Consider the following 12,445-nt stretch of genomic DNA (forward strand, 5'->3'; position numbering starts at 1 on the left):
AGCGTCGCGACTCGTGAGCCCCTTCAACGACCGCTACGGCCGCGACGTCCTCGCGAGCTCCCCGCACCCGAAGCGCCCGGTCAGCACCAGGGAGCCGGCCGAGCCGGGGATCGTCGTCGAGGACGTGCAGACGGGGTTCGTCGGCGCCGTCGTCGAGGTCGACAAGCACGGCGTCATCCTCGAGGACCGGCACGGCCAGCGCCGCGGCTTCCCGCTCGGCCCCGGCTTCTGGATCGACGGCAAGCCGGTCGAGCTGGTTCGCCCGACGGCGCCTGCGAAGTCCGGCCGCATGGTGTCGGCGTCGGGCTCGGTCGCCGTGCTGGACCACAAGGCCCGCACCGCGCGCGAGAGCCGCATCTACGTCGAGGGCAAGCACGACGCCGAGTTGGTCGAGAAGGTCTGGGGCCACGACCTGCGCGTCGAGGGCGTCGTCGTCGAGGAGCTGGGCGGCGCCGACGACCTCGCCGCCGTCGTCGCCGAGTTCTCGCCCGACCCCGGGCGACGCCTCGGCGTCATGCTCGACCACCTGGTCACCGGCAGCAAGGAGTCCCGGCTGGCCGCCTCCGTCACCGAAGGCCCGCACGCCGACCACGTGCTGATCGTCGGGCATCCCTACATCGACGTCTGGCAGGCGGTCCGCCCGGCGGTGCTCGGGCTGAAGGCCTGGCCGCACGTGCCGAAGGGCGAGCCCTGGAAGGAGGGCGTGCTCCAGCGGCTCGGCTGGCGCGGCGAGACCTGGGAGGCGTGGGCGCACATCCTCGGCAAGGTCACGACCTACACCGACCTCGAGCCCGCCTTCCTCGGCCGGGTCGAGGAGCTCATCGACTTCGTGACCGAGCCGGGCTCGGCCTGAGCGCCGGGTCGAGTTGGCCGAGGGGCGGGAATGCCGTCCCCCGCCCGCCTCGCTCGTTCCTCGCTCGGACGCCCGAGCCTACCCCTGGCCGGCATCCCCGCCCCTCGACCCGTGTGGTCGCTCGCCGCGTCGGCCGGCCCTATGGGAGGAGGTCGCGGACGACGGCGTCGGCGAGCAGCCGGCCGCTCTGCGTGAGCACGAGACGACCGGCCTCGAACGCCGTCGGCGATGCCAGGCCGTCGGCGACCGCCCGCGCGGCCGCAGCCCTGCCGCCGTCGTCGAGCACGGAGAGGTCGAGGCCGGCCGCCAGCCGGACCTCGAGCAACACCCGCTCGACCCGCCGCGTCTCGTCGTCGAGGATCTCGCGCGCGTACGCCGGACTCTCCCCCGCCGCCAGCCGCGCCGCCCAGGCCGCCGGGTGTTTGACGTTCCACCAGCGGGTTCCGCCGACGTGGCTGTGCGCCCCCGGCCCGGCACCCCACCAGTCGGCGCCGGTCCAGTACAGCTCGTTGTGCGCGCACCGCCCCGATGGCGTCGTCGCCCAGTTGGACAGCTCGTACCAGCCGAACCCGGCGTCGGCCAGCAGCGAGTCGGCCAGCACGTACTTGTCGGCCTGGTCGTCGTCGTCCGGGAGCGACAGCTCGCCGCGCGACATCCTCGCCGCCAGCCGGGTGCCGGGCTCGACGATGAGCGCGTAGGCGCTGACGTGGTCGGGCCCGGCCTCGACGGCGGTCGTGACGCTGGCCCGCCAGTCGTCGAGCGTCTCGCCCGGCGTGCCGTAGATGAGGTCGACGCTGACGTGCTCGAACCCGGCCCGCCTCGCCTCGGCGACGACCTCGGACGGCCGGCCGGGCGTGTGCACGCGGTCGAGGACGGCCAGGACGTGCGGCCGGGCGCTCTGCATGCCGACGGAGACGCGGGTGAAGCCCGCCGCCCGCAGCTCGCCGAGCGACCGGGCGTCGACGGACTCCGGGTTGGCCTCGGTGGTGACCTCCGCGCCGGGCACCAGGCCGAACTCGTCGTCGATGAAGCGCAGCACCGTGCCGAGGTCGGCGGGCGGCAGCAGTGTGGGCGTGCCGCCCCCGACGAACACCGTCGACACCGGGACGTCCGCGTCGCCGAGCACCCGCCGCGCCAGCCGCAGCTCCGCGATGGCGCCGTCGGCCCACGACGAGCGCGACGCGCCCGGCTCCGTCCCCAGCTCGGACGCGGTGTAGGTGTTGAAGTCGCAGTAGCCGCAGCGGGTGGTGCAGAACGGGACGTGCAGGTACACGCTGAACGGCCGGGTGCCGACGCCGTCGAGCGCGGCGGCCGGCAGCGAGCCGTCAGCCGGCGCGGGCGAGCCGTCGGGCAGGGTGGAAGGCACGTCCCATTGTCCCCGCCCGACGGCTCCGGAGCGAAACCGCGGCCGGCGCCGTCGTCGTCAGGCGTACATCCGGTCGAGGACGTCCATGTACTTCTTCTCGACGGCCTTGCGCTTCACCTTGAGGCTGGGCGTGAGGTCGCCGCTCTCGATGGTGAGGTCGTGCGGCAGGATCTCGAACTTCTTGATCGTCTCCCAGCGCTCGAGCCGGGCGTTGAGCTGGTCGATCTGGCCCTGCACCAGCGCCCGTACCTCAGGGGCCCGGGTGAGGTCCTCGTACGACCGGCCGCCGAGGTCGTGGTGCTGGGCCCACTCGGTGATGGCGTCGGGGTCGAGCGTGATGAGCGCGACGCAGTAGTTGCGGGTGTCGCCGTGCACGACGATCTGGCTGGCGTGCGGGCTGACCGCCTTGAAGATGATCTCGATCTCCTGCGGCGCGACGTACTTGCCGCCGGAGGTCTTGATGAGGTCCTTCTTGCGGTCGGTGACGCGCAGGTAGCCGTCGACGACCTCGCCGATGTCGCCGGTGCTGAACCAGCCGTCGGCGTCGAGCACCTCGGCGGTGACGTCAGGAAGCTTGTGATACCCGCGCATGACGCCCGGGCCCTTCAGCAGGATCTCGCCGTCGTCGGCGATCTTCACCTGCGTGCCGGGCGCCGGCGGGCCGACGGTGCCGAAGCGGCAGTCGTAGGGCATGTTGACGAACGACGCCGCGCTGGTCTCGGTGAGGCCGTAGCCCTCGAGGATGAGCATGCCGGCGGCGTGGAACCACTCGGCGACGTCGCGCGACAGCGCGGCCGCGCCGCTGACGAAGAACCGGATGTTGCCGCCCAGCCTGGCCTTGATCTTGTGGAAGACCAGCCGGTCGGCGAGGCCGTACTGGAACTTCAGCAGGCCGGTGGGCTCCTTGCCTTGCTGGCGCAGCGTCGACACCTTGGCGCCCACGCCGAAGGCCCACGCGAAGATCTTCGCCTTGACGCCGCCCTCGTTCTCGACGCCGGTGATGACCCGGGCGCGCACCTTCTCGAAGATGCGCGGTGCGCCGGCCATGAACGTCGGCTTCACCGCGCCCAGGCCCTCGACGATGTTGTCGAGGTTGCCGTCGACGGCGGTGGCGAAGCCGATGCGCAGCTGGATCGCCTCGAGCGCCTTGCCGAACGAGTGCGACAGCGGCAGCCAGAGGTACTGGACGTCGTCGACGGAAAGGATCTTGAACGCGTCGACGGCGACGCCCTCGTACACCCAGTTGTCGTTGACCAGCCGGACGCCCTTGGGCCGCCCGGTGGTGCCGGAGGTGTAGATGAGCGTGGCCAGCGTCTCGGGGCCGACGGCGACCAGGGCGTCGTCGACGGCGTCGGGCCGCTCGGCCAGGGCGGCGCGGCCGCGCTCCTCGAGCTCGGTGAGACTGAGGACGAACCCGTCATGGCGGTCGACGCCGTGGCCGTCGAAGACGACGACGCGCGTCAGCTGCGGGAGCTTCTCGCGGTGCTCGACGACCTTGGCCACCTGCTCGGCGTTCTCGGCGAAGACGACGCGGGTGTCGGAGTCGCCGAGGATGTACGCGACGTCCTCAGGGGTGGTGGTCGGATAGACGGTGGTGGTGGCCGCGCCGATGACGTTGATGGCGAGGTCGGCGAGGATCCACTCGATGCGGGTCGACGACGCCAGCGCCACCCGCTGCTCGTGCTCGATGCCGAGGTCGAGAAGGCCTGCCGCGATGACCCAGACGCGATCCTTGGTCTCGTCCCACGTGAGCGACGACCAGCCGCCGCCGTCGGGATAGCGGTAGGCCTCACGGCTCGGCGTGGCCTCGACTCGGTCGAGGAACATCCTGCCGACCGAAGCCGGCCGCACCGCGACGAGGTCAGCCTTGTCAGTGGTGCCCAGACCCATGCGCTTCCTCCCAATCGCCCTTGACGGGACCCGCCGGAACCGGCCAGGTGGAGGAAGGTTACGACCTGGTAGCTTCCAGCGACAGTCTCCGCCGTGCACCGGTTTGCAGACCGTGCACCGCAAGCATCCCCTCAACGGTATCCGACCAGGAGAAATCCTGGGCCCGGCGGCGCGCCGCCCGCCTCGCCACGGGGCCTGCGGCGGCCACTTCCAGCACGGCCTCGGCCATGGCCACGGGGTCCGACGGCGCCGTCCGCCCGGACTCGCCGACGACCAGTTCCGGCAGCGCGCCGCGGTCGCTCGCGACGACCGGGGTGCCGCAGGCCATCGCCTCGAGCGCCGCCAGCCCGAACGTCTCGTACGGCCCCGGCGCGACGACGACGTCGGCGCTGGCCAGCACCGAGGCCAGCTGCGCGCGATCGGTGACGAAGCCGGCCATGGTGACGGGGTTGCCCTCGGCCTGCTCGGCGACCATGTCGCGCACGGAGCCGTCGCCGCACACGACCATGCGCACGCTGGCGCCGCGCTTCACCAGCTCCTCGACCATCGGGACCAGCAGGTCGGGGCGCTTCTCCGGCGACAGCCGCACGGCGGTGACGATCAGCACGTCGGCCCCGCGTGCCAGCTCGGCACGCAGCCGCAGGTCCCGCCGCCGGGGGTGGAAGGTCTCGAGGTCGATGCCCAGCGGCACGTGCGCGAGGTTCTCGACGCCCAGCCGGACGAACTCCTCGGCCGCCCACTGGGTGGTGCAGACGACGGTGTCGAACGACGCGGCCAGCTTGCGGTTCCAGTGGTCGGCGATCTGCTTGGTCGGCACCGCACGGCCCAGGTGGAACTGCAGCAGCGCGTCCAGACGCTCGTGCGAGAAGACGGCCGACGCCACCTTGCGGCGCGCGGCCCACTGCCCGATGCGGGCCAGCGTGAGGCGGTCGGACACCTCGACGCGGTCGGGCGCCACGACGGCGAGGAGGTCCTCGACGATGCGCCACTTGGTGATCAGCCGGTACCCGCCGGTGGACGGGATGGTCGGCGCGGCGATCTCGATGACGCGGCCGTACGACGTCGCCCGGGTGGCGTTGCGCTCCCCCGGCACCACCGCCACGACCTCGTGCCCGGCGGCGGCGTAGCCGTCGGCGAGGTGCCGCATCATCGTCCGGATCCCGCCGGAGTGCGGCGCGACGAAGTTGGCAGCCTGAAGGATGCGCACGGCCGTCACTCTGTCGCCCCGGATCAGACCCGAGGCGACGCCGACGTGACCAGAGGGTGAATTCCAGCGTCCGCTTTCGCCCCGTCTTCACGGTTCGTCACATCCGCATTCACGGATTGCGGCAATGGGCGGACGGCTCGAAACGCCGTTGATCACGATCAAGAAATCCTCTGCCGAGCGGGCCCGGATCTCGGAAGAATCCCCAGCTCACAAGATCGAAATGTCCGTATTCTCCATCGATACACCGCACTATGTATTTGATCACGCAGTTATGCCAAAATGCCCGAGGATTGAAGGGGGAAAATTTTGCCACGGCAACGAAAACGTCAGCGACACGGCCGCGGCCGCATCGTCATCGCCGCAGTAGTTGTCCTCGCCCTGCCGTTCCTCGGCTGGGCCGCCGCGAACGCCCTGTCCGGCGACGACCCCGGCGGCGGGTCAGCAGCCACCGACTCGCGCTTGGACAGCGCCGGAGCGCCGTCCCGCGGCGACTCCTCCACACCCGGCTCCTTCGAGCTCGCCCAGGCCGCCCGCGACGCCGTCAGCGCCTGTGCCACCCGCCTCGCTGCCGGTGACGCCTACGTCGAGAAGGCCGGCGTCGGCATCGGGCACTGGGGCGAGCACGTCCAGGCCCGCACGGACATGCTGAACGGCACCGTCGGCCAGGAGGACATGCGGGCCATCTGGAAGCGCACTCGGCTCTCCGGTCCCGACGACGTCGCCCAGGCCACCGCCGCCCTGCAGGCGTACCAGGCGCTTCCCGGGTGCGAGGATCTCGCCGACATCGACGCGCCCGACGGCATCGCCGAGCAGGCCGCCGCCTGCCTCGAGCGCGAGGCCGTCCTGACCGCCGCCGTCGACGCCGCCACGGCAGGTCTGCAGGACTGGGCCAACCACCTCAACGCCATGGCCGCCCACGCCGACGGCGAGATGACCGCCGCGGCCGCCCAGGACCTCTGGGTCGCCTCGTGGGAGGCCGCCCCGACGAACATCAGCGCCTACGACGATGCCCGTGCTCAGCTGGCTGCGGCGCCGTCCTGCGGGTGACGGCGCCACGCCGGCGGCGATGACCTCGCTGCCCGCGGTGGCCGGTGCGGCCGCGGGCAGCACGCTGTCGCCGTCGGCGCCACCCGCCGCCATCGGCGTCACCAAGCCCCGGCGAGAGCCGATCGTCACGAAGGGCGAGGTGGCGCTGGCGTTCTCGACGCTGTTCGTGCTCGCGGCCGTCGTGCTGGGCAGCGTGCTGGTCGAGCCGCCGGACGTGGTGCACGCGGTGGCACAGTTCGTGCACCTGGCGTGCGTGGTGGTCGGGCTCGGCAGCGTGCTGGCGGTGGACTGGTTCGGGCTGCGCTGGCAGTTCGGCAAGGCGACGCTGCGCGAGGTCGTGACGACGGCGTCCGCGCTGGCCGCGCCGATCTGGCTGGGCATGGGCGGGCTGATGCTGTCGGGCATGCTGCTGTCGCCGGACTTCGGGTCCACGGCCGCGCTCGTCAAGATCGGGGCGGTCGGGGTGGCGGGCGTCGTGGGAGTGCTGGCGCTGGCCGTGAGCCGCCGGCTGGCCGCCCGCACGGTGCCGTCGCGGCGGCTGCTGCGGGCCGGCCTGGTGATGGCGGTCACGTCACAACTGGCGTGGTGGACGGCGACGGTGATCGGGTTCCTCAACCGGACGTGATCGTCCCGTGTAGAACTGACCCCATGAACCAGACGGCGGTCGACTCCCACGAGAACTGGCTCACCCCGGACGAGCTCGCGTCCGCGCGCCGGCGCCTCCCGATCCTCTACGTCAACGCGGTCCCCGTGCGGGTCGACGACACCGGCGTCGCGACGTCGGTCGGCCTGCTGCTGCGCTCGACCGCCGAGGGCGAGATCCGGCGCGAGCTGGTGGCCGGCCGGGTGCTCTTCCACGAGCGCATCCGTGACGCGCTCGTGCGGCACATCGAGAAGGACCTCGGGCCGCACGCGCTGCCGCGCATCCCGGTGTCGCCGTCGCCGTTCACCGTCGCCGAGTACCTGCCCACGCCTGGCGTCACCCCGTACCACGACCCGCGCCAGCACGCCGTCGCGCTGGCCTTCGTCATCCCCGTGGCCGGCGACTGCGCGCCCCGTCAGGACGCCCTCGACCTCATCTGGCTCTCGCCGCAGGAGGCCGCCGACGACGGCCTGCAGAAGGAGATGCTCGGCGGCCACGGCATCGTGCTGCGGCAGGCTCTGGCCCACCTCGGTTTCCCTCCGGGGCCGCCGGTCGGCTAGACGGCCCGTCGGCGGCTAGCTCGAGGCGGAGCCGGAGTCGGACGAGAGTGCTGCGATGAACGCCTCTTGCGGCACCTCGACCCGGCCGACCATCTTCATCCGCTTCTTGCCCTCTTTCTGCTTCTCGAGCAGCTTCCGCTTCCGCGTGATGTCGCCGCCGTAGCACTTGGCGAGAACGTCCTTGCGGATGGCGCGGATGTTCTCGCGGGCGATGACGCGCGCGCCGATGGCGGCCTGGATGGGCACCTCGAACTGCTGCCGCGGGATGAGCTCCTTGAGCTTGCCGGCCATGGCGACGCCGTACGTGTACGCCTTGTCGCGGTGGACGATGGCGCTGAACGCGTCGACGGGGTCGCCGTGCAGCAGGATGTCGACCTTGACGAGGTCGGCCTCCTGGTCGCCGGTGGGCTCGTAGTCGAGGCTGGCGTAGCCGCGGGTGCGCGACTTCAGCGCGTCGAAGAAGTCGAAGACGATCTCGGCCAGCGGCAGCGTGTAGCGCAGCTCGACGCGGTCCTCGGACAGGTAGTCCATGCCGAGCAGCGTGCCGCGGCGGGCCTGGCACAGCTCCATGATGGTGCCGACGAACTCGCTGGGGGCCAGCAGCGTCGCCCGCACCACCGGCTCGCGCACCGAGGCGATCTTGCCCGACGGGAACTCGCTGGGGTTGGTGACGGTGTGCTCGGCGCCGTCCTCCATGGTGACCTGGTAGACGACGTTGGGCGCCGTCGAGATGAGGTCGAGGCCGAACTCGCGCTCGAGCCGCTCGCGGACGATCTCGAGGTGCAGCAGGCCGAGGAAGCCGCAGCGGAACCCGAACCCCAGCGCCGCCGACGTCTCCGGCTCGTAGACCAGCGCGGCGTCGTTGAGCTTGAGCTTGTCGAGCGCCTCGCGCAGGTCCGGGTAGTCCGAGCCGTCGAGCGGGTAGAGGCCCGAGAACACCATGGGCTTGGGTTCGCGATAGCCGGCCAGCGGCGTGACCGCCGGCTTCCGGGCGTCGGTGATGGTGTCGCCGACCTTCGACTGGCGGACGTCCTTCACGCCGGTGATGAGGTAACCGACCTCGCCGACGCCCAGGCCGCCGCCGGACTGCATCTCAGGCGAGATGACGCCGATCTCGAGCAGCTCGTGGGTGGCCTTCGTCGACAGCATGAGGATGCGCTCGCGCGGCGTCAGCTTGCCGTCGATGACCCGGACATAGGTGACGACGCCGCGGTAGGAGTCGTAGACGCTGTCGAAGATCATGGCCCGCGACGGGGCGTCGGGATCGCCCACCGGCGGCGGCACGTCGGCGACCACGCGCTCGAGCAGATCGAGGACGCCCTCGCCGGTCTTGCCGCTGACCCGCAGCACGTCGTCGGCGTCTCCGCCGATGAGGTGGGCGAGCTCCGCGGCGTACTTCTCCGGCTGCGCCGCCGGCAGGTCGATCTTGTTCAGCACCGGGATGATCGTGAGGTCGTTCTCGAGCGCCATGTAGAGGTTGGCCAGCGTCTGCGCCTCGATGCCCTGCGCGGCGTCGACCAGCAGCACCGCGCCCTCGCACGCCGCCAGGCTGCGGCTGACCTCGTAGGAGAAGTCGACGTGCCCGGGGGTGTCGATGAGGTTGAGCGCGAAGGTGGCGCCGTCGTTCGCGGGCGCCTGCGAGGTGAACGGCAGCCGCACCGCCTGGCTCTTGATGGTGATGCCGCGCTCGCGCTCGATGTCCATGCGGTCGAGGTACTGCGCGCGCATGGATCGATCGTCCACGACGCCGGTGAGCTGCAGCATCCGGTCCGCCAGCGTCGACTTGCCGTGGTCGATGTGGGCGATGATGCAGAAGTTCCGGATCAGCTCCGGCGGCGTCGCCGACGGCAGCGGCGCGTTCTCACTGACTGGCACGCAGTTTCCTCGGGCTTCGGGTGGGTGTCCTGGGCGCGGGCGCTTCCGTGCTGCCCGCAGCAGACATCATCCCATGGTCGGTGATGCGGGCTCGCCAGAAAAGTGATATCACTTAGCTATCTATCTGGCCGGGGTTCGGCCGCGACCACCTGGAGGAGACATGACCGAGACCCCCGTGGCCGTTCCCGGGTCCGCAGCCGGGGCCGCTCCCGGCCCGGCGCCCGTGGGCCCGGCCGGGCACCGCATCGACGTCGGCGAGCAGCGCGCCTGGGCCATGAGCGGCTTCTTCGCGCTGTTCCTGGCGCTCGCGGCAGCCGTCTACGCCGTCTGGCAGATCGTCCAGCTGGCGCCGTCGATCAGCGACGCCTTCGAGACCGAGGACTGGGCCGGCGTGTCCGGCGGCCAGGCAGGGCTGGCCGTCCTGGCGCTGGTGGTCGCGGCGCTGCTGGCGTCGCCGCTGGTGGTCATCCAGCCCGGCCAGACCCGCGTCGTCCTCTTCTTCGGCCGCTACATCGGCACCGTCAGGCGCACCGGCCTGGTCTGGGTCGTCCCGTTCACCACCCGGAGGCCGGTGTCGGTGCGGGTGAACAACTTCGAGACCGCCGAGCTCAAGGTCAACGACGCCGACGGCAACCCCGTCAACATCGCCGCCATCGTCGTCTGGCAGGTCGCCGACACCGCCCGCGCCACCTTCGCCGTCGAGGACTACCGCGATTTCGTCCAGGTGCAGTCCGAGGCCGCCCTCCGCCACGTCGCCACCTCGCACCCCTATGACGACGCCAGCGACCAGAGCACCTCGCTGCGCGGCTCCACCGACGTCGTGTCCGACGAGCTCGCCCACGAGGTCGCCGCGCGGGTCGCCGTCGCCGGCGTCGAGATCCTCGAGGTGCGCATCAGCAACCTCGCCTACGCGCAGGAGATCGCCCAGGCCATGCTGCAGCGGCAGCAGGCCGGCGCCATCGTCGCTGCCCGCGAGCGCATCGTCGAGGGCGCGGTCAGCATGGTCGAGCTCGCGCTGTCGCGGCTCGAGCGCGAGAACGTCGTCACGCTCGACGAGGAGCGCAAGGCGGCCATGGTCTCCAACCTGCTCGTCGTGCTCTGCGGCGATCAGCGGGCCACACCGGTCGTCAACACCGGCAGCCTCTACACCTGATCGCGGTGGCTTCGCCTGCTGACGACGGGGATCGCTCGGGTCCCGACGGCGGCCGCCCGGGTCCCGACGGCGGCCGCCCGGGTCCCGACGGCGGCCGCCCGGGTCCCGACGGCGGCCGCCCGGGTCCTGACGGCGACCGCTCCCGCCCCGACGGGGATCGCTCGGGTCCCGACGGGGATCGCTCCCGCCCCGACGGCGGCCGCTCCCGCCCCGACGGGGACCGCTCGGGTCCCGACGGCGACCGCTCCCGCCCCGACGGGGATCGCTCGGGTCCCGACGCCGGCCGCTCCGGCCCCGACCGCGGCCGCTCCGGCCCCGACCGCGGCCGCCCGGGTGGGCGGCGCGAGCGGCACGCCGTCCTCCTCCGCCTCGACCCGGCCGTCCACGAGGCGCTGACCCGCTGGGCGCAGGACGAGTTCCGCAGCGTCAACGCCCAGGTCGAGTTGGTACTGCGCAACGCGTTGCGGGCGGCCGGCAGGGAACCCCGCGATGCCGGGCCGCTCCCCCGCCGCGGCCGGCCGCCGTCGCCGCCTTCCTCTGGCGAACAGTGAGCCGGGCGGCGGGTCGCGGCGCTACAGTGCCGACGTGGCCCGCCTCCTCCGCGACCTCGTTCGGACCCTGCTGACCCCGCCCAGCCGCCGCGACGGTGGTCGCCCGCCCTCGGGTCGTCCACCCCGCCCCTCCGCCGACGGCGAGGTGTCGCCCGGGCAGTCCGGCTCGAACGCGACCACCGAGGCGCACTCCGTCGGCGCCGTCCACACCTCCTACAACCCCAGCACCGACGGCGACCCCGACCCGGGCGAGATCGTCTGGACCTGGGTGCCGTACGAGGAGAACGACGGCCGCGGCAAGGACCGGCCGGTCCTCATCGTGGCGCGCGAGCCCGGCGGGACACTGCTAGCGGTGCAGCTGACCAGCAAGAACCACGACGGTGAGCACGACTGGGTCGGCGTCGGCTCCGGCCGCTGGGACGGCGAGCACCGGCCCTCGTGGGTCGACGTCAGCCGCGTGCTGCGCGTCCACCCCGACGGCATGCGGCGCGAGGCGTCGTCGCTCGGACGCGGGCAGTTCGACGCGGTCATCGAGGCGCTGCGCGACCGGTACGGCTGGAACTGAGAGCTCGCACGCTCCCTCCGGGCACCGAATTGGCTGGTGAGGGGTGGCGCTGGTATTGTTGGCGGCTGCGCGTCGGCCCAGGTCGCGGACGCGCCCGGCCGACTCCTTGCCGCCGCGACGGTTCCCCGCCGGCGCGTGTCCCGGAGAAGACCGACGCCCTCATGACCTATCGGACCGACCAAAGGCATCAGTTCGTGGCGAACATCAAGTCTCAGAAGAAGCGGATTCTCACCAACGAGAAGGCGCGGCTGCGCAACAAGGCCGTGAAGTCGTCGCTGAAGACGGCCATCCGCAAGTTCCACGAGGCCGCCGACGCAGGCGACACCGAGAAGGCCACCGAGGCCGCTCAGGCCGCCAGCCGGCAGCTCGACAAGGCTGCCTCCAAGGGCGTCATCCACAAGAACCAGGCGGCCAACCGCAAGTCCTCGATCTCCAAGCGGGCCGCCTCGCTCTGAGGCCGGGCCCACTTCGGCTCGCCGACGGCGTCGCCCTCCACTCTCGGAGGGCGACGCCGTCGTCGTGCGCCCTGCGCGTCTTCACAACCGCGGGCCGTCTCCACTATCGGGAGCCGTCCCCACGACCGCGGACCGTCCCCACGACCGCGGACCGTCCCCACGACCGCGGACCGTCTTCACTACCCGAAGCCGTCTTCACGACCGGGCCGTCGCCGCGTTCACGACACGGGCCGTCCCCACCACCGCGGACCGTCTTCACTACCGCGGACCGTCCCCACCC

12 protein-coding genes are annotated in these 12,445 nt (G+C 72.0%); 7 read left to right on the forward strand and 5 right to left on the reverse strand.

The features are described from left to right. The first annotated feature begins 13 nt into the window (after positions 1-13). Positions 14-853, forward strand: a complete 840-nt coding sequence (locus E1212_RS24780) for a DUF3097 domain-containing protein (protein ID WP_131987456.1) — start codon at positions 14-16, stop codon at positions 851-853. Positions 854-992: 139 nt separating this feature from the next. Here E1212_RS24780 and hemW read toward each other — a convergent pair whose 3' ends face one another. The 3 genes from hemW to E1212_RS24795 form a co-directional block, all read right to left on the reverse strand. Further along, a complete protein-coding gene (gene hemW / locus E1212_RS24785) occupies positions 993-2,219 on the reverse strand; it encodes a radical SAM family heme chaperone HemW (protein ID WP_131987458.1) in 1,227 nt (408 codons plus the stop codon). A 57-nt stretch (positions 2,220-2,276) separates the two neighbouring features. Then, positions 2,277-4,046, reverse strand: coding sequence for an AMP-dependent synthetase/ligase (locus E1212_RS24790; RefSeq protein ID WP_203417180.1), 1,770 nt, complete (start codon positions 4,044-4,046; stop codon positions 2,277-2,279). A 121-nt stretch (positions 4,047-4,167) separates the two neighbouring features. Further along, positions 4,168-5,316, reverse strand: coding sequence for a glycosyltransferase (locus E1212_RS24795; protein ID WP_203417181.1), 1,149 nt, complete (start codon positions 5,314-5,316; stop codon positions 4,168-4,170). A 306-nt stretch (positions 5,317-5,622) separates the two neighbouring features. On the opposite strand from E1212_RS24795, the gene E1212_RS24800 reads away from it, so the two are divergent. The 3 genes from E1212_RS24800 to E1212_RS24810 are packed head-to-tail and all read left to right on the forward strand — an operon-like array spanning position 5,623 to position 7,566. Next, complete coding sequence (locus tag E1212_RS24800; protein ID WP_131987462.1) at positions 5,623-6,363, forward strand: hypothetical protein; 741 nt, start codon at positions 5,623-5,625, stop codon at positions 6,361-6,363. Beyond that, positions 6,323-6,988 (forward strand): hypothetical protein, encoded by a 666-nt coding sequence (locus tag E1212_RS24805; RefSeq protein WP_131987464.1) that lies wholly within the window; start codon positions 6,323-6,325, stop codon positions 6,986-6,988. Before E1212_RS24800 ends, E1212_RS24805 begins: the two co-directional genes overlap by 41 nt. Positions 6,989-7,011: 23 nt before the next feature. Then, positions 7,012-7,566, forward strand: a complete 555-nt coding sequence (locus E1212_RS24810) for an NUDIX hydrolase family protein (RefSeq protein WP_131987466.1) — start codon at positions 7,012-7,014, stop codon at positions 7,564-7,566. 15 nt (positions 7,567-7,581) lie between these two features. On the opposite strand, the gene lepA is transcribed toward E1212_RS24810, so the two are convergent. Next, positions 7,582-9,441 (reverse strand): translation elongation factor 4, encoded by a 1,860-nt coding sequence (gene lepA, locus E1212_RS24815; RefSeq protein ID WP_275296203.1) that lies wholly within the window; start codon positions 9,439-9,441, stop codon positions 7,582-7,584. Positions 9,442-9,601: 160 nt separating this feature from the next. On the opposite strand from lepA, the gene E1212_RS24820 reads away from it, so the two are divergent. After that, on the forward strand, positions 9,602-10,594 hold the full coding sequence (locus E1212_RS24820) for an SPFH domain-containing protein (protein WP_131987468.1): 993 nt from the start codon (positions 9,602-9,604) through the stop codon (positions 10,592-10,594). Here the strand turns inward: E1212_RS24820 and E1212_RS24825 are convergent. Beyond that, positions 10,585-10,980 carry a hypothetical protein gene (locus E1212_RS24825; protein WP_162605618.1) on the reverse strand — a complete coding sequence of 132 codons (396 nt, stop codon included), beginning with the start codon at positions 10,978-10,980 and terminating at the stop codon, positions 10,585-10,587. The genes E1212_RS24820 and E1212_RS24825 overlap by 10 nt on opposite strands. A gap of 310 nt (positions 10,981-11,290) precedes the next feature. Between E1212_RS24825 and E1212_RS24835 the strand changes: the two genes are divergently transcribed. Further along, positions 11,291-11,710, forward strand: coding sequence for a type II toxin-antitoxin system PemK/MazF family toxin (locus E1212_RS24835; protein WP_420814426.1), 420 nt, complete (start codon positions 11,291-11,293; stop codon positions 11,708-11,710). A gap of 194 nt (positions 11,711-11,904) precedes the next feature. After that, positions 11,905-12,165, forward strand: coding sequence for a 30S ribosomal protein S20 (rpsT, locus tag E1212_RS24840; protein WP_131987478.1), 261 nt, complete (start codon positions 11,905-11,907; stop codon positions 12,163-12,165). Positions 12,166-12,445: the final 280 nt, after the last annotated feature.

Origin of the sequence: Jiangella ureilytica (assembly GCF_004348545.1) — a bacterium.
Taxonomy (GTDB): domain Bacteria; phylum Actinomycetota; class Actinomycetes; order Jiangellales; family Jiangellaceae; genus Jiangella; species Jiangella ureilytica.